Annotated in this window: 15 protein-coding genes; 8 read left to right on the top strand and 7 right to left on the bottom strand. The window is 73.8% G+C overall.

Annotated features, from left to right (window positions below; genetic code table 11):
* Positions 1-103: 103 nt before the first annotated feature.
* From hpt to dacB, 4 genes are read right to left on the bottom strand one after another with little or no spacing between them, the layout of a single operon-like run.
* On the bottom strand, positions 104-658 hold the full coding sequence (gene hpt / locus AB0I29_RS11910; RefSeq protein WP_285105341.1) for a hypoxanthine phosphoribosyltransferase: 555 nt from the start codon (positions 656-658) through the stop codon (positions 104-106).
* Between the two features lie 3 nt (positions 659-661).
* Positions 662-1,843 (bottom strand): tRNA lysidine(34) synthetase TilS, encoded by a 1,182-nt coding sequence (tilS, locus tag AB0I29_RS11905; protein WP_357481724.1) that lies wholly within the window; start codon positions 1,841-1,843, stop codon positions 662-664.
* A gap of 2 nt (positions 1,844-1,845) precedes the next feature.
* The gene (locus tag AB0I29_RS11900) at positions 1,846-2,931 is read right to left on the bottom strand and encodes a zinc-dependent metalloprotease (RefSeq protein WP_285105338.1); all 1,086 of its coding nucleotides are present in this window, start codon (positions 2,929-2,931) and stop codon (positions 1,846-1,848) included.
* Between the two features lie 33 nt (positions 2,932-2,964).
* The gene (gene dacB / locus AB0I29_RS11895; protein WP_285105336.1) at positions 2,965-4,416 is read right to left on the bottom strand and encodes a D-alanyl-D-alanine carboxypeptidase/D-alanyl-D-alanine-endopeptidase; all 1,452 of its coding nucleotides are present in this window, start codon (positions 4,414-4,416) and stop codon (positions 2,965-2,967) included.
* 256 nt (positions 4,417-4,672) lie between these two features.
* Between dacB and AB0I29_RS11890 the strand changes: the two genes are divergently transcribed.
* Positions 4,673-5,173 (top strand): inorganic diphosphatase, encoded by a 501-nt coding sequence (locus AB0I29_RS11890; protein ID WP_119141774.1) that lies wholly within the window; start codon positions 4,673-4,675, stop codon positions 5,171-5,173.
* Between the two features lie 64 nt (positions 5,174-5,237).
* On the opposite strand, the gene AB0I29_RS11885 is transcribed toward AB0I29_RS11890, so the two are convergent.
* Positions 5,238-6,581, bottom strand: a complete 1,344-nt coding sequence (locus AB0I29_RS11885) for an NlpC/P60 family protein (RefSeq protein WP_357481721.1) — start codon at positions 6,579-6,581, stop codon at positions 5,238-5,240.
* 423 nt (positions 6,582-7,004) lie between these two features.
* Here AB0I29_RS11885 and AB0I29_RS11880 point away from each other — a divergent pair, with 423 nt between their 5' ends.
* The 6 genes from AB0I29_RS11880 (at position 7,005) to AB0I29_RS11855 (ending at position 14,142) form a co-directional block, all read left to right on the top strand.
* Positions 7,005-8,342, top strand: coding sequence for a bifunctional o-acetylhomoserine/o-acetylserine sulfhydrylase (locus AB0I29_RS11880; protein WP_357481719.1), 1,338 nt, complete (start codon positions 7,005-7,007; stop codon positions 8,340-8,342).
* A 77-nt stretch (positions 8,343-8,419) separates the two neighbouring features.
* A complete protein-coding gene (locus AB0I29_RS11875; RefSeq protein ID WP_285105329.1) occupies positions 8,420-9,706 on the top strand; it encodes a homoserine O-acetyltransferase in 1,287 nt (428 codons plus the stop codon).
* A gap of 40 nt (positions 9,707-9,746) precedes the next feature.
* Positions 9,747-10,184, top strand: coding sequence for a VOC family protein (locus AB0I29_RS11870; protein ID WP_285105327.1), 438 nt, complete (start codon positions 9,747-9,749; stop codon positions 10,182-10,184).
* 57 nt (positions 10,185-10,241) lie between these two features.
* A complete protein-coding gene (locus AB0I29_RS11865; protein ID WP_357481716.1) occupies positions 10,242-11,201 on the top strand; it encodes a zinc-binding dehydrogenase in 960 nt (319 codons plus the stop codon).
* Between the two features lie 135 nt (positions 11,202-11,336).
* Positions 11,337-13,019: a discoidin domain-containing protein gene (locus tag AB0I29_RS11860; RefSeq protein WP_357481714.1), complete on the top strand. Its 1,683-nt coding sequence runs from the start codon at positions 11,337-11,339 to the stop codon at positions 13,017-13,019.
* 100 nt (positions 13,020-13,119) lie between these two features.
* Positions 13,120-14,142: a LacI family DNA-binding transcriptional regulator gene (locus tag AB0I29_RS11855; RefSeq protein WP_357481712.1), complete on the top strand. Its 1,023-nt coding sequence runs from the start codon at positions 13,120-13,122 to the stop codon at positions 14,140-14,142.
* A 24-nt stretch (positions 14,143-14,166) separates the two neighbouring features.
* Here AB0I29_RS11855 and AB0I29_RS11850 read toward each other — a convergent pair whose 3' ends face one another.
* Entirely contained in the window at positions 14,167-16,197 is a 2,031-nt protein-coding gene (locus tag AB0I29_RS11850) for a hypothetical protein (RefSeq protein ID WP_357481710.1), read from the bottom strand.
* 132 nt (positions 16,198-16,329) lie between these two features.
* On the opposite strand from AB0I29_RS11850, the gene AB0I29_RS11845 reads away from it, so the two are divergent.
* Positions 16,330-16,986, top strand: a complete 657-nt coding sequence (locus AB0I29_RS11845; protein WP_357481708.1) for a LysE family transporter — start codon at positions 16,330-16,332, stop codon at positions 16,984-16,986.
* 31 nt (positions 16,987-17,017) lie between these two features.
* Here the strand turns inward: AB0I29_RS11845 and AB0I29_RS11840 are convergent, their stop codons facing one another.
* Positions 17,018-17,341 carry a thiamine-binding protein gene (locus AB0I29_RS11840; protein ID WP_020017921.1) on the bottom strand — a complete coding sequence of 108 codons (324 nt, stop codon included), beginning with the start codon at positions 17,339-17,341 and terminating at the stop codon, positions 17,018-17,020.
* Positions 17,342-17,403: the final 62 nt, after the last annotated feature.

Below are 17,403 nucleotides of genomic sequence, written 5' to 3'. Positions count from 1 at the left end.
ACTACATGGTCTCCCTGAGAGGAGCCCCGAGTGTTCGCCCAGAGCATGTGACTCCTGCACCACACTCGCCCGGACGCGACGAACCGCCCGGGACGGGCACCGATCAGCCGCCGTAGACGTGCGGTGCCAGGGTGGCAACGAACGGCAGGTTGCGATAGTTCTCGGCGTAGTCCAGGCCGTAGCCCACCACGAACTCGTTCGGGATGTCGTAGCCGAGGTACTTCACGTCGACGTCGGCCTGCGCGGCGTCCGGCTTGCGGAGCATCGAGGCGATCTCGACCGACTCGGGGCCGCGCGAGCGGAGGTTCGACACCAGCCAGGACAGCGTGAGACCCGAGTCGATGACGTCCTCGACGATGAGCACGTTGCGACCCGTCAGGTCGGACCGGAGGTCCATCAGGATGCGCACCACCCCGGAGGACTTGGTGCCCGAGCCGTAGGACGACACGGCCATCCAGTCCATCTGGGCCTTGTGGTGCAGACGACGGGACAGGTCGGCCATCACCATGACCGCGCCCTTGAGCACACCGACCAGGAGCAGGTCCTTGCCCGCGTAGTCCGCGTCGATCTGGGCGGCCATCTCGTCCAGCTTCTTGCTGAGCTGCTCCTCGGTGAGCAGCACCTCTGCGAGGTCGGATCCGACGTCGGACTTGTCCACGAGTCACTCCTGAGTCGTTGTGGGGGGTCTGACGCCGGTCCAGCCGTCCGAGGTCCCGGTCGGCGCGGCGCGCAGGAAAAGCCTGCCACACGCACGACGTGCCCGTGCGCCGCCGGGGAGCCCGGCCGGGCCCTGACCGCTCCAGGACACGACGAACGCGTCGAGCGCGTCGACGTGCCGCGTGGTGGTGTCCGCGGGCCGGCAGCCGGCCGCGAGCGCCGCGAGCCGCAGGGCCCGGCGCCGCAGGGCCGGGTGGGCCCGCGCGAGGACGTCGACGTCGAGGGCGTGCTCGCCGGGTTCGGCCCCCGAGGCGTCCTGCGCCACCGCCCCGGCTGCCGCCGGCTCTTCCTGCGCCGCCGCTCCCGCCCGCGCCAGGAGGTCAGCAGCGAGGGAGTCCAGCAGGTCCGCGTCGTCCCGGGCCTGGTCCGCCGTGCGCGCGAGGGCCTCGGCGACGCCCGGCCCGAGCGTCTCCTCGAGCACCGGCAGCACCCGCCCCCGCACCTGCGAGCGCAGCGGCGTGAACCCGCCGTCGCCCGGCCCGTCGGCAGGCGCTGCGCCCGGCCCGGCGTCGGGCAGCAGGTTGGTCGGGTCGGTCCAGAAGCCGAGGCCTGACGCCGCGCACACCGCCTCGGTCTGCGCGCGGCGCAGCCCGAGGAAGGGCCTGCGGAAGATGCCCCGCTCGCGCGGCATCCCGGCGAGCGACCGGGCGCCGGCGCCGCGCGCGAGGCCGAGCAGCACCTGTTCCGCCTGGTCGTCGAGGGTGTGCCCGAGCAGCACGCGGCGGGCGCCGGTCTCGGCGGCCACCTCCTCGAACGCGCCGTACCGCATCGCGCGGGCGGCGGCCTCGGGTCCGGCGGAGCTCGTCCCGGCCGGCCGATCGGGGCGCCGCACCAGCACCGGGTCCAGGCCCAGGGCGCGGCACTGCTCGGCGGCGCGGGCGGCGACCTCGGCGGACCCCGCCTGCAGCCCGTGGTCCACGACCACCGCGCCCGCCCGGACGGCGTGCCCGCGCGACCGCACCGACCGCCCGACGCGGCCGGCCTCGAAGGCCACCGCCGCGGCGAGGGCGAGGCTGTCGGCGCCGCCGGAGCAGGCGACGAGCACGAGGTCGTCCGGGCCCAGGCCGGACAGCGCCGCGCGGACCGCGGTACGGGCCGCGGCGACGGCGGGGTCGACCCTGGCCACGGTCAGCCGTGCACCCGGCGCACCCACGCGCGGGCGTCGGCGATCTCCCGGGCGGTCGGCAGGTTCTCGGGCCCGGCCCACACGGCGTTGAGCCCCTCGCGCCCCACGGCCCGCTCCACGGACCGCACGAACGCGGCCCCGTCGCGGTACTGGGCGAGCTTGGCCTCCATGCCGAGCAGCTTCTGCACGACGACGTCGAAGGTGCTGCGCCCCTCGCCGTCGCGCCGCCGCTCGAACTTCGCGCGGATGCGCCGCACGGACGGCACCACCCGCGGCCCGACGGCGTCCATCATCACGTCGGCGTGCCCCTCCAGGAGGGCCATGACGGCGGTGATGTCGGCGAGCTCGGCCTTCTGGTCGTGCGTGAGCACGCCGTCCATGATGGTGCCGCCCTCGCCGCGGAGGGCGTCGAGCACGCTCCGCCCGATCACGGCGATCTTCCGGTCGAACCGGGCCTTGGCCAGCTCGGCCGAGGTCCGGGCCATGCCCGTGACCAGGCCCCGGGTGCGGCCGCTCAGGTGCCCCGACAGCCAGGGCGCCGCGGCGAACTGGAGGGCGTGCGTCTGCTCGTGCAGGCAGACCCACAGGCGGAAGTCCCGCACCGGGACCTCCAGCGCGCGCTCGGCCTGCAGCACGTTGGGGGCGACGAGGAGCAGGCGGCCGGGTCCGGAGTAGGGGTCGAACTGGCCCAGCACGCGCCCGCTGAGCAGGGCGAGCACCGCCCCGATCTCGGCGGCGCCGGCCATCTGGGCGCCGGCCGAGGTGGCGCTCCTGGAGACCTCGGCGACGACGGCGCCGATCCCGTCCGTCATGACGGCCATCGACTGCGTGTTCGCGCGGGCCCAGGTCGCCCGGTCCACCACCGCGACCGGGCTCAGCGCCGTGCCGCCGGCGCCCGGGGCGGCCGGTGCCATGCGCGTGGTCTCCAGCACATGCCCGACGGCGTCGCCCGCCGCCGTCCGCAGGCCGCTGACCAGGGCGTCGAGCTCGTCGCGGTCGGCGCGGGGCCCGGGCGCGGCGAGGCGTGCCGCGATCTGGGCAGCCGCCGACCAGTCGACGATCTGAGGGGTGGTTGAGGCCTGGGTCACCGGACCACGGTAACGGCCAGGGGTGGTCGCGCGTCAGCCCTGGACGGAGTACGCCGCGAGGTCTCCGACGAAGCTGTCGTAGATGGACGTGGCGCCCACCGTCTGCTTGGCCGGGATCGAGTCGGCGAGCACGGAGAAGACGAGCAGCCGGTCGTCGGCGGTGATCACCGTCCCGGCGAGCGCGCGCACCTTGGGCAGGCTCCCGGTCTTGGCCCGCGCGAGCCCACGGGCGGGGTTGTCGCCCGTGAACCGGCCGTGGCTGTCCGCGAGCGTCCCCGTCAGCCCCGCGATGGGCATGCCGGCTGCCTCGCTGCGCAGCGAGGGGTTCGCCGGGTCGACCATGACCCCGAGCAGGTCGACGAGCTGCTGCCCGCTCAGGTAGGAGCCGTCCCCGAGCCCGGAGCAGTCCCGCAGGCGGGCGCCGGTCATGTCGACGCCGAGGTCCTTCGCGGCGGCGATCACGGCCTGCGTGGCGCCGTCGTTGGAGCCCGGCAGGCCGACGTCCACCGCGACGAGCCGCCCGAGCACCTCGGTGATCGTGTTGTCCGAGTACTGCATGGCGAACCCGACGACCTCCGCGAGCGGGGCCGAGCTGACCTCGCCGAGCACGCGTGCGTCGTCCGGGGCGTTCTCGTCCACCACGGCCCCGGCGGTCGTGAGCCCCTGGTCCTCCAGGGCCGCGGAGAACGCCTCGGCGGCGTACTTGCCCGGGTCGGACGCGCGGGGACCGTTGTCGGTGTAGCCGTCGGACAGCAGGCCCACGTTGATCCCGACCGACGAGACGGGCGCGATGTAGCCCGCCGCGATGTCGGGGCTGGCGACGGTCGGCGCGATCTCGTCACCGGTGAAGAGCGTGTCGTCGAGCGCGACCCGCACCTCGGTGTCGCCTGTGACCTTGATCTTGGCGGCGACCTGCTGGGCGAGATCGGCCAGCCCGGCCCGCCCGTTAACCGCGTTTGGGTCGCCCTTGCCCTCGGACAGCATCATGTCGCCGCCGCCGACCAGCACCACCGTGTTGTCGTCCACGAGCACGGCCTTGGTGTCCAGCGTGCTGTTCGCGATGGACGACGTGAGCGCGGCGACGCCGGTGAACAGCTTTTGCGTCGAGGCAGGGGTCATGAGCTTGTCCGGGCTCGACGAGCCGAGCACCTGGCCGGTCGCGCCGTCCGCCACGACGACGCCCACGCGGGAGCCGAGCCGCTTGTCCTTGGCGAGGTCGCTGACCAGGCGCTGCATCTCCACGCTGTCCGGCACCGGGGCGTCGTCCGGGAGGTCCTCCAGGAGTGCGACCGGTGCGGGCCCGTCGACCGCCCCGGGGGCGGACGGGAAGGGACTCGGCTCGGGCCAGGGCGCGGCGGTCGTGAGCATGCCGGGGACCATGTCGTACGCGTCCGCCACCAGGTACCCACCGAACAGTGCGACGACCGCGGCGACGGCAGCGCCCGAGCGCAACCCCCACTCCATGGGCATCCTCTCGATCGTCACGTGAAAGCCATCGCCAACTCTAGTCGCGGCAAACACGCGGCGTGTACGACAGCGGCGATTCACGGGAAATTTCACCCACGCATGCCGTCGATTCCCGCGCGCGTCGCGCACGCTGCGAATTATGCCGAACACGGACAGTGGTTCTGACCACAGGTCACGGTCGGGATACACGACACATGGCACACTGGACAGGCGCAAGACCGCCGCCGCGGTAAGACACTTCGGCGACCATCATCGAGAACTGGAGCACATCGGCGTGGAGTTCGACGTCACGATCGAGATCCCCAAGGGTCAGCGGAACAAGTACGAGGTGGATCACGAGACCGGACGCATCCGCCTCGACCGCATGCTCTTCACCTCGACGCGCTACCCGGACGACTACGGCTTCATCGAGGGCACCCTCGGCGAGGACGGCGACCCCCTGGACGCGCTCGTGCTGCTGGAGGAGCCCACGTTCCCCGGCTGCCTGATCAAGTGCCGCGCGCTCGGCATGTTCCGCATGCGCGACGAGGCCGGCGGCGACGACAAGGTGCTGTGCGTGCCGACCGGTGACCAGCGCGCGGCGTGGCGCCAGGACATCGACGACGTCTCGGACTTCCACCGCCTGGAGATCCAGCACTTCTTCGAGGTCTACAAGGACCTGGAGCCCGGCAAGTCCGTCGAGGGCGCCCACTGGGTGGGCCGCGCCGACGCCGAGGCGGAGATCGTCCGCTCGATCCAGCGCGCCAAGGACACGGGCTACTACGACAAGCACTGAGCAGCCCGCACCCCACTCGTGTCAGACGCACAGGTCACCCCGGTGACCTGTGCGTCTGACTCGTCTACGGCCGCCCCGCGTAGGGCATCGCGCTCGTCAGGCGCAGCGGGTTCTCCGACAGCGGGTGCCCCGGCAGCGTCGCCTCGATCATCATGCCGCCGCCCGTGTACATGGCGACGTGGTAGATCGTCGACGGGTCGCTCGGGTTCGACCCGTAGAAGATGAGGTCACCGGGGCGCAGCGCCCCGTAGCCCACCTTGCCGACCGCCAGGTACTGCGAGCGCGACGTCCGCGTGATGTCCACGCCCTGGCTCGCCCACGACATCATCGTCAGGCCCGAGCAGTCGTACGACGTCGGCCCTGCGGCGCCGAGCAGGTACGGCGCACCCAGCTTGGTGCGGGCCCAGGTCACGGCGCCGATCCCGCGGCCCGCCGACCCGGCGGAGACCCCCGAGGTGGGCGGGGCGACGGGCGCGGCCGCCGGCGGTTCGTCCGACGTCGTGCCGCCGCCGCCAGAACCGGAGCCGTCCCCGGAACCGCCCGGCTCCTCCGCGGGCTCCGCCTCCTCGGCCCGGGCCTCCGCACGGGCCGCGTCCCGGGCCTCCTGCTGCCGTTCGAGCTCCGCCCGTGCCGCCGCCTCGCGCGCGGCCTCCGCGGCGGCGGCCCGGGCGGCCTCCCGCTCGCGCTCGATCCGCACGCTGGTCTGCCGCAGCTCCGCGAGCCGCTGCACCAGCGCCTGCCGCTCCACCTCGGCCGCCCGGGTGCGCGCCTCGAGGTCCGCCGCCGCGGCCTGGGCCGTGTCGAACGCCGACTCGGCCTGCTCGGCCGCCGCGTCGAGCTCCTTCTTCGCGGCCGTCCAGCGTGCGTCGGCGGACTCCGACGCCGCCCGCGCGTCCTGGTACCCGGCCAGGGCCCCGCCGACCTTGCGCTGCACCGCCCGCTCGGCCGCGCTGCGGCCCACCATGTCGGTCACCGAGTCCGCCCGGAGCGCGACGCCGAGCGAGCCCAGGCCGTCGTCGCGCGACGACGCCCGGTAGACCTCGGCGAGGCTCCCCCGCGCCGCCACCTCGCCCTCGTGCGCCTTCGCGGCCGCGGACCGGGCCTCCGCCACCGCCTGCTCCGCCTGCTCGACGGCCTGCTGGGCCTCGGCGTAGTCGGCTGCCGCGACCTGCACGCGGACCTGCGCCGCCTCGAGCTCGGAGCGGAGCGTCGCGAGCGCGGCCTCGGCCTGCTCGACGTCGATGGTGCCGGCGGCGACCGCGTCCCGGGCGGCCTGCGCGTCCTGTGCGGAGGGCGGGTCGGCGGGCGGGTCCGCCTCGGCGACAGGACCCCACGGGAACACCAGCCCGAGGGCGAGGACCGCGGCCCCGAGGGCCCGGAGTGCCAGCACGGCGTGGATCCGTCGCATGATCCCCCTTCCGATCCGCACCCACTCGGCGTGTCGCCTTGCGCGGATCCTGTGAATCACTTCGTTGTTACCGGTCCAAATGTGCCCCGAGCATCCGAAGTGCGCATCCGGAAGGCAAAACGACGCATAGGACGACACGGGTCCGGAGTCGCCCACCGTGTCTCATTTCTGCATCTCACGATTCAAGACATGTCTTTCGACCTCGCCTTGGTGCGTCTACGGTCACACCATGACTCGTCGAATGTGTTGTTGCTGATCCAGCGCACGTTCGCCTGCCCTCGGCCGCTCGGCCGACCTCCGCGTGCGCGCCCTCGACCCCGCCGCGGACCATCCCTGATGCGCAGGCCCCTCGGGGCATGTCGCGGCACAGCTCGGTCAGTTCAGCCAGAAGCACGCCACCTCGCACAGGAAGCAGGTAGAGCCATGACTCAGCCCCAGTGGTCGTTCGAGACCCGCCAGATCCACGCCGGCCAGGAGCCGGACCCCACGACCGGCGCCCGCGCCCTGCCGATCTACCAGACCACGTCGTTCGTGTTCCCCGACGCCGGGGTCGCCGCCGACCGGTTCGCCCTGAAGGACCTCGGCCCGATCTACACCCGCATCGGCAACCCCACGCAGCAGGTGGTCGAGGACCGGATCGCCAGCCTGGAGGGCGGCGTCGGCGCCCTGCTGGTGGCCTCCGGCCAGGCCGCGGAGTCCCTCGCGATCCTCAACCTCGCGCAGGCGGGCGACCATATCGTCGCGTCCGCGAGCCTCTACGGCGGCACGTACAACCTGCTGCACCACACGCTCCCGAAGTTCGGCATCGAGTCCACGTTCGTGGACGACCCGCACGACCTCGACGCCTGGCGCGCCGCCGTCCGCCCCAACACCAAGGCGTTCTTCGGCGAGACCATCCCGAACCCGCGCTCGGACGTGCTCGACATCGAGGGCGTGGCCGCGGCCGCGCACGAGGCCGGCGTCCCCCTGATCGTGGACAACACCGTGGCCACGCCGTACCTCATCCGCCCGTTCGAACACGGCGCCGACATCATCGTGCACTCCGCGACCAAGTACCTGGGCGGCCACGGCAGCGCGATCGGCGGCGTGATCGTCGACGGTGGCCGGTTCGACTTCGCGGCCGACCCCGAGCGGTTCCCCGGCTTCAACACGCCGGACCCGAGCTACAACGGCCTGGTGTTCGCCCGCGACCTCGGCGTCGACGGCGCCCTGGGCGCCAACCTGGCGTTCGTGCTCAAGGCGCGGGTCCAGCTCCTGCGCGACCTCGGCGCGGCGATCTCGCCGTTCAACGCCTTCCTGCTCGCCCAGGGCCTGGAGACGCTCTCGCTGCGGATCGAGCGGCACGTCGCCAACGCGCAGCACGTCGCCCGGTGGTTGGAGGCCCGGGACGACGTCCGCGGCGTCCACTACGCGGGCCTGGAGAGCTCGCCCTGGTACGGCAACGCCCAGAAGTACGCCCCCCAGGGCGCCGGCGCGGTGCTCGCCTTCGAGCTCGACGGCGGCACCGAGGCGGGCCAGGCGTTCGTCTCCGCCCTGCGGCTGCACTCCAACGTGGCGAACATCGGCGACGTCCGCTCGCTCGTGATCCACCCCGCGTCCACCACCCACTCCCAGCTCACGCCGGACGAGCAGGCGCTGTCCGGCGTCACGCCCGGCCTGGTCCGCCTGGCGGTGGGCCTGGAGAACGTGGAGGACATCCTGGCCGACCTGGAGCTCGGCTTCACCGCCGCCAAGAACCTCCTGGGCGGCGAGACGGACTGATCCACCCGCAGTACCCCGGGGCGGGCACCGGACAACCCTCCGGTGCCCGCCCACCATCCCGAGCCGCAGGAGGAGCCATGGCCGTCACCACCCCGAAGGCCGCTCACGGTGCCCTTGACCCGAGCATCCGCACCACGAGCGTCCCGTTCTCCGTGCCGCAGGACACGCACGGCGGGGGCGACGTCGCCACGCCCGGCCCGGCCGGACCGGTCGAGACCTCGCGCGCCCGGAGCAAGCCTCCGGTGCCCCCGAGCGGCGCGTGGCGCGAGGGCGACGACCCGGGACGCCGGCAGTTCGCCGACGTCGGCGCGTTCGAGCTGGAGGCCGGCGGCCGCCTGCCCGCCGTCCGCGTGGCCTACGAGACCTGGGGCACGCTGAACGCCGACGGCTCGAACGCCGTGCTGGTGCTGCACGCCCTCACGGGCGACTCGCACGTCACCGGCGAGGCCGGGGCGGGGCACGTGACCGCCGGGTGGTGGGGCCAGATGGTCGGCCCCGGCCGGCCCATCGACACCGACCGTTACTTCGTGGTGGCGCCCAACGCGCTCGGGGGCTGTCAGGGCACGACCGGACCGTCGTCGACGGCGGACGACGGGCGCCCCTGGGGCGGCCGCTTCCCCTACGTCACGACCCGCGACCAGGTGGCCGTGGAGATCGCGCTGACCCGCGAGCTCGGGATCCGCTCCTGGGAGCTCGTCATCGGCGCGTCCATGGGCGGGCTGCGCGTGCTGGAGTGGGCGCTGCTCGGGCCCGAGGCCGGCGTCGAGGTGCGCAACCTCGCCGCGATCGCGACCACCGCCCAGACCGGCGGGGACCAGATCGCCTGGGCGCACCCGCAGCTCGCCGCGATCCGCGTGGACCCGCGCTTCCGCGGCGGCGACTACTACGACGCGGCCGACGACGACGGCCCGCACACCGGCCTGGGCATCGCCCGCCAGATCGCGCACACGACGTATCGCACGGGCTACGAGCTCGACCAGCGCTTCGGCCGCCTGCCGCAGGGCGGCGAGGACCCGTTCGCGGGCGGCCGGTTCGCCGTGCAGTCGTACCTGGAGCACCACGGCGACAAGCTCGCGCGCCGGTTCGACGCCAACTCCTACCTCGTGCTCACCGAGTCGATGCTTTCGCACGACCTGGGCCGCGACCGCGGCGGCGTCGAGAACGCCCTGAGCCAGATCGCCGCGCGCACGCTGGTGGTGGCGGTGGACAGCGACCGGCTGTTCCCGCCCGCCCAGTCCGCGCGGCTGGCCCGCTGGATCCCGCAGGCCGAGTCGCTGCGGATCGTGACGAGCGACGTGGGGCACGACGGGTTCCTGGTCGAGGCGGACCAGATCGGCCCGATGGTGAGCGAGTTCCTCGGATAACCGCCGCGCGCCCCGCCGGGCCCAGGCTTAGCGTGGACGTATGGCAAAGCTCAACCCGTACCTCAGCTTCAAGTCCGAGGCCAAGGACGCCCTGGACTTCTACCAGTCCGTGCTCGGCGGCGAGCTCGACGTCAGCACCTTCGGCGGCACCCCGATGGAGGGGATGCCGACCCCCGACGAGGACAAGGACCTCGTCATGCACGGCCAGCTCGATGCCCCGGGCGGCCTCACGATCATGGCGGCGGACACGCCGTCGTTCATGGAGTACGTGGCCCCCACCAGCGGCGTCACCGTGTCCCTGACCGGCGGCCCGGACGACCACGACTACATCAGGAACGCCTACGAGAAGCTGTCCGACGGCGCGACCCCGGGCCAGCCGCTCGAGCTCGCCCCGTGGGGCGACTACTACGGGGCGCTCACCGACAAGTTCGGTATCTCCTGGATGTTCGACATCGGCACGGAGCAGTCCGCCAGGTGATCTTCCGTTCGTCCCCGCCTACCTGGTCCGCCGCCGCGGGCCAGGTAGGTTGAACGGATGCTTGCCGCCTACGTGACCCGCTTCTCGCCCGACAGCCCGCTCGACGGCCTGGAGGTGGGCGAGCGACCCGAGCCCGAGACCCCGGAGCACTGGACCACCGTGGACGTCCGGGCGGCGTCCCTGAACCACCACGACCTGTGGTCGCTGCGCGGCGTCGGCCTGCGGGAGCAGCAGCTGCCGATGATCCTGGGCACCGACGCCGCGGGCGTGACCCCGGACGGGTCCGAGGTGATCGTGCACGGCGTCATCGGGGCCGACGGCCACGGCGTCGGGCCGAAGGAACCCCGCTCGCTGCTCTCGGAGCGCTACCCCGGGACCCTCGCCGAGCGGGTGGCGGTGCCGGCCGCGAACCTGGTGCCGAAGCCCGCCGAGCTGTCGTTCGAGGAGGCCGCGTGCCTCCCGACGGCGTGGCTCACCGCCTACACCATGCTGTTCACGCAGGGCGGCCTCACGCCAGGCGACCGCGTCCTGGTGCAGGGCGCGGGCGGCGGTCTGGCGACGGCGGCGGTCACGCTGGGCGCGGCGGCCGGCCTGGAGGTCTGGGTGACGTCGCGTTCCGCCGAGAAGCGGGAGCGGGCCATCTCGCTGGGTGCGGCGGGCGCCGTCGAGACCGGTGCCCGGCTGCCGGCGCGCGTCGACGCGGTGCTCGAGTCGGTGGGCCAGGCCACGTGGGCGCACTCGATCCGCTCGGTGCGGCCGGGCGGCTCGGTGCTGGTCTGCGGCGCGACGTCGGGCGACGCTCCCCCGGCGGAGCTGACGCGCATCTTCTTCCAGGAGATCCGGGTGCAGGGCGTCACCATGGGCTCGCGCGAGGACCTGGGCGCGCTCGCCCGGTTCTGCGCCCGCACCGGCGTGCGCCCGGTGATCGACGCCGCGGTGCCGCTCGCGAAGGCCGCCGAGGGCCTGGCGCGGCTGAACGAGGGCGAGCAGTTCGGCAAGGTCGTCGTCCGACCCTAGGTTCCTTCGCTTACAGACCTGTCAGCAAAGTTCGCCGAAAGCCTTGACCGGGGTCCGGAATGTCCGCGACCATCTGAGAGAGCGCTCTCTCAGATGGCTCAACGTGCCAGACCGACGTTCGAAGGAGCACGTCACATGCGCAGACACGTCCGCACGCTCGCGGCGGCGACCACCGCCGCGGCCCTCCTCGCCCTGGGTGCGATCACCCAGGTCACCACCGCATCGGCCGCCGCCGACCCGCTCTCGCAGGGCCGGCCGGTCACCACGTCCAGCACCGAGTTCGACTGGAGCACCGGCGCCAACGCCGTCGACGGCGACCCCGGCACCCGCTGGTCGAGCGCCGCCGCCGACAACCAGTGGATCCGCGTCGACCTGGGCTCCGTCCAGGCGATCGACCGGGTCGTCCTCGACTGGGAGGCGGCGTACGCCTCCGGCTTCCGTGTCGAGACCTCCGCCGACGGCGCGGCGTGGTCCACCGTGTACTCGACCACGACCGGCACCGGCGGCGACCAGAACCTCGACGTGGACGGCACCGGCCGCTACCTGCGCCTCTGGGTCACCCAGCGCGCCACCCAGTGGGGCGTCTCCCTCTGGGAGCTGCAGGTGTTCGGCACCGGGGGCGACGTGCCCTCCGACACCTCGCTCCTCTCCTACGGCAAGCAGGGCAGCGCGTCCAGCTCGCAGAACGACGGCAACTGCTGGCTCTGCTCCCCCGACAAGGCCTTCGACCTCGACCCGGCCAGCCGCTGGGCCGTCAGCCCCGACACGGGCTGGGTCGACGAGGGCTGGATCGCCGTCGACCTCGGCGCCGCCGCGCACGTCAGCAGCGTCGTGCTCCAGTGGGACCCGGCGTTCGCGACGACCTTCGACATCGAGGTGTCCGACAACGGCACCACGTGGCGCACCGTGCACACCACCACGGGCGGCACCGGCTTCAAGCAGACCATCCCGCTCGACGCCGACGGCCGGCACGTGCGCGTGCACCTGCGCGACCGGAGCGGCCCCTACGGCTACTCGCTGTGGGAGTTCCAGGTCTACGGCACGGGCGGCGCGCCCGCCGCTCCCCCGACCGAGCCCGCCGACCCCGACTTCGACGACCTCGACCTGGTGTGGAGCGACGAGTTCAACGGCGCGGCCGGCACACCCGCCGACGGCTCGAGGTGGACCATCGACGCCGGCCTGCCGCAGAACAACGAGCAGCAGGTCTACACCCCGAGCGGCAACGGGTTCCAGGACGGCCAGGGCAACTTCGTGCTGGAGGCCCGGCGGGAGGACCGCAACGGGCGGCAGTACACGTCGCACCGCATGAACACGTCCAACAGGTTCCACGCCCAGTACGGCCGGTTCGAGGCCCGCGTCAAGGTGCCCGAGGGCCGCGGCCTGTGGCCCGCGTTCTGGATGATGGGCTCCGACTTCCTGGACGGCCGGCCGTGGCCGTACAACGGGGAGATCGACATCATGGAGTTCATCGGGCAGAACCCGACCCAGGCCCACTCCACCCTGCACGCCCCGGCGTACAACGGCGGGGGCGGCTACGGCGGGGGCTACACGCTGCCCGACGGCTCGAAGATCTCGGACGGCTTCCACACCTGGGCCGCCGAGTGGGACAGCGAGGGCATCCAGTTCTCGCTCGACGGCCGCGACGTCTTCTACGCCGACAAGGACACCGTGGAGTCCACCCGCGGGCCGTGGGTCTACGACCACGAGTTCTACCTGATCCTCAACCTCGCGGTCGGCGGTGACTGGCCGGGCCCGCCGGACGCGTCCACGCCGTTCCCGTCCCGCATGCTGGTCGACTACGTCCGCGTCTACCAGTAACCACCCTCGTTGAGTGCTGGGTTTTCGCCCTTCTGGCACACGAAAAAGGGCGAGAACCCAGCACTCAACGGCCTGGGCGGGGTGGGGGTATAAAGGGCTCGTGCCGAACCGTCCCACCTTGGAGGTCGTGGCCTCCGTCGCCGGGGTGTCGCGCGCGACCGTGTCGCGGGTGATCAACGGGGTGGCCAGCGTCGATCCCGGGATCGTCGAGGTCGTGCGCCGGGCGATCGACGAGACCGGCTACGTGCCGAACCTCGCCGCCCGGTCGCTCGTGACCCGCCGCACGGGCTCCGTCGCGCTCGTCGTGTCGGAGCCGCCCGAGCAGCGTTCGCCGCTGCCGTTCCTCGAACGCCTCTTCACCGACCCGTACGTGGGCCGCGTGACAGCCGGGGCGCAGGCGGTGCTGCGGCCCCGCGACATCCACCTCGCGATCATCCCCGCCGACCCGCCCGCCCACGACCAGGTGGTGCGGTACGTACGGCAGGGGCACGTCGACGGCGTGCTGCTCATCACCTCCAGCTCGGCCGACCCGCTGCCCGCGCGGCTCGCGGGCCTCGCCGTGCCGCTGGTGCTCTCGACCCGCACCACCGTGCCGGACGTCGCCTGGGTCGACCTGGACCAGGCCGCGGGCGGACGGCTGGCCGCCGAGCACCTCGCCGGGTCCGGGCGCACCCGGCTCGCGGTGGTCGCCGGGCCGGCCGACGCGCCGTTCGGGCACGACCGGCTGCGGGGGTTCCTGGACGGGGTGCGCGCCGCGGGGCTGCCCGCGCCCGAGGTGGTCCCCGCCGACTTCACGCGCCCGGGCGGCGAGGCCGCGGCCCGCGCGCTGCTGGCCGCCCGGCCCGACGTCGACGGCGTCTTCGCCGCGAACGACCTGATGGCGGACGGCGTCTCCACCGCCCTGCGTACCGCCGGCCGGGACGTGCCCCGGGACGTCGCCGTGGTGGGGTTCGACGACTCGAGCGTCGCCGCACAGGCCCATCCCCCGCTCACCACCGTGCGCCAGCCCGTCGAGGACATGGCCGACGCGATGGCGCGGCTGCTCCTCGCCGAGCTCGACGGCGGGACCACGGGCGGGTCGGCGACCTTCGTGCCCGAGCTCGTGGTGCGTGCCTCGGGCTGACCGGCCTCCCCGGCCGGCACCCGGTCAGGCGAACCGGCGGGAGAACTCCTCCACGAGGGTGGGGCCGGTGTCGCCGATGCGCCACACGCTCCAGCCGTCGGCGGTGTACGAGCCCGACGCCGCGGTGGCGGCCGAGTCCGGGTGCCGGTACCGGGCGCCGTTGGCCAGCTCGATGGCGCCGTCCGGCAGGAGCATCGCCTCGAAGTGCTGGTTGCGTCGCGGACGCGACCACACGATCCGGGTGGGCGTGCCGATGCTGCGGGCCAGCGCCTCCAGGTCGGGGTCGTCCTCCTCCTCGAACAGCATCGGGGTGCTGGCCCGGATGCTCTCGCCCGGCGGCACCGGACGGGCCGGCGCCTCGGGGGCGCTCGACGGGTACGGGTCGGCGGCGAACGACGTCTGCCCGTAGCCGTCGTCCGGGCCGGCGAGGTAGCCGCCGGACTCCCACGGGCTCTGCTCCACCACGACCGGGGCCGCGCCGTCGGCGTAGGGCGACTGGTAGCCGGGCTGCTCGCCGTAGCCGTAACCGCCCTGGTCGCCGTAGCCGGAGGCCTCGGCGGAGTAGTCGTAGGCGGGCGCGGCGGACGCGGGCGCGAAGGACGACTCGGACTGGTAGGCGGGCTCGCGCTCGTAGCGGGGCCGGGTGATCTCGAAGTCCGGCGTCTCGGGCTCGGCCGGGACCGCGTAGGCGGGCGCCTCGTCGTACGGCGCGGGCTGCCAGAGGTTCTCCTCGGCCGGCTGCGGCACGGGAGGCGGCGCGTAGGGCGCGTCGGCGGACGGCATCGGGCCGGACGCCGGGTAGCCCGCTGCCGGCTCGTCCGGCTGGCTGGAGGCCGCGAACCGGTCGGTGCGCGAGCGGCGCCGCACCGAGGGGGCGGGTGCCGGAGCGGGTGCCGGCTCGGCGGGGACCTCGGCGCGGGCCGGCGTGCTCGCCCCGCCCAGGGAGGACCGGCTCGCGGCGAGGCGCGGCGGGGTGCTCGGCGTCGGACGGGACTCCGCGCCCGGGCGCACCCGGGAGACCGGGGAGCTCGACGGAGCGGCGGCGCTCGGCCCGGGCGGGGCGGGGGGCGCCGGTACGGCCGGTGCCGACGGGGCGGGCGGGACCTCGGACGAGGCCGCGGCCTGCGCGCGGCGACCCGCGCGGGTGCCGGCGGCGCGCTCGGACGCGCCCCCGCGGAGGCTCGACCGGAGGCCGGTCGCCGCGTTGGTCGGGCCGGACGACGGTCCGTCGGCCACGGGCGGCTTGGGCGGCGCGGGGCGCTCGGACCGGGCCTGCGGGGCCTGGGCGACGACCGGCATCTTGCCCGTGAGGGCGTAGCCGACCTTCACACCCTCCTCGAAGGCGTCCTTGGGCGCCGAGGACCCGCCGGTCACGCCGCCGGTGACGCCCGTGTCCATCGACGTGCTGACCGAGCCCTTCATCGAGCTCGTGATGGTGCCGCCGATCGGCGCCGACTTCGGGGCCGGCAGGCCGGGTGGCAGGTGCACGACGAGCGGCGACACGTCGAGGAACTTGCGGCCGTCGTTCGAGTTCACGACGCCCATCTTCAGCACCTCGACGGGCATCGAGGGCTGCCGCAGGAAGTCGACGGCGTTGAGGATCTCGTCGGGCGCGTTCTGGCAGATGATGATGAGCCGCGCGCCCCCGCCGCCGTTCTTGCCGGCCTGCGTGCGGGTGATCGGCACGCTGTCGTAGAAGGCGGCGACGTCGTGCTGGAACGAGCTGGCCCCGCCGCGGTAGCGCGCCGCGAGCTCGGCGCGGGTCAGCCGGCCGGCGGCTCCGGCGTGGTCGAGCGCCTTGGCGAGGTTCTCCCGGTCGAGGTCGGCCACGAGCTCCACGACGACGGGCGAGCCCGACGCGTCGAGGGCGAGCAGGTGCGGCTCGTCCGGGCCGGAGCCCTGCGCGATCGGGAAGACCTCTTCACCGAGGAGCCCGTCGATGTGGGAGTCGACGACCTGGTTGGCCGTGGTCTTCAGGCCGGGTTCGGAGCCGTCCGGGCCGTTGGCCGACGTCACGAGGAGTGGCCGTTGGGTATCGACCTCGAACAATGGCATCTCGTGATCTCCCAGGGTCCTGCGGCATCGGTCCGCCTTAGCCTAAAGGCCGGTGGCAAGTGTCCGGAAACACGGGGGTGAAGGTGTAGTGAGACTTGTCCCGGGGTCCTGTCACGTCTAGGGTCCCGGGCCATGACGAGCGCCGCGCCCACGCTGTGGCCCGTCCTGCTCGCCGGCCTCGTCGCCGGGTACGCCGTCGCGCTGCCGGTGGGGCCCGTCGCGTCGTACCTCGTGGGGCTGGCCGCCCGGCACCCGTGGCGGGTCGGCGTGGCCGGAGCCCTCGGGATCGCGACCGTCGACGGCGCCTACGCCCTGGTCACCGGCCTGTTCGGCACAGTCGTCGCCGACCTCGTGCGACCCGTCGCCGGTCCGCTCCGGGTCGCCTCCGCCGTCGTGCTCGTGGTGCTGGCCGCCCACGGCGCGTGGACCGCCTGGCGCGAGCGGGCGGCGTCGGACGGCGAGGCGCGCACCGACCCGCTCAGCGCGCCGCGCGCCTTCGGCAGGTTCGTCGCGATCACCGCGATCAACCCCGGCACCGTCGTGTTCTTCGCCGTGGTCGTCACCGGCGGCGCGCTGCTGCCCGACGCCGCGGCGACCGGCGCCGCGCCGGTCGCCGCCGTCGTGTTCGGGGTCGCCGCGTTCCTGGCGTCGGCGTCGTGGCAGCTCGTGCTGGCCCTCGGCGGCACGCTGCTGGGCCGGGTCCTGTCCGGGCCGCGCGGCCGGCTGGGCACGGCGCTGGCGTCGTCGGGCCTGATGGTGGCCCTGGCGCTCGTCATGCTGCTGGGCTGACGCCGCCCGACGCCGCGCGGCCCCGCGCGCCTCAGGAGTGGCCGGTCTCCGACTCGTCGGCGGCCAGCCGCTCCTCGACCCGGGCGATCTTGCTGTCGATCTGCCCGGCGGCGGCACCCGGCCGGATGTCGGCCTTGATGACGAGGGACACCCGGTGCCCGCCGCGCGCGACGGAGTCGGTCGCGCGCTGGATCACCGGCATCACCTCGTCCCAGGACCCTTCGATCTCGGTGAACATCGAGGTGGTCCGGTTGGGGAGCCCGGACTCCCGGACGATGCGGACGGCCTCGGCGACCTGGTCGGCGACGGACTCGCCTGCGGTCATGGGGGCTACGGAGAACGCGAAGACAGCCATGCACCCATCCTGCCCCCTCCGGACGGGTACGGGAGGTACTGACCGGTACGACGCGCACGTAG

It is taken from the genome of Promicromonospora sp. NPDC050262, from assembly GCF_040655935.1.
Lineage (GTDB): Bacteria > Actinomycetota > Actinomycetes > Actinomycetales > Cellulomonadaceae > Promicromonospora.
This window is presented reverse-complemented; position numbering and strand designations above follow the sequence as displayed.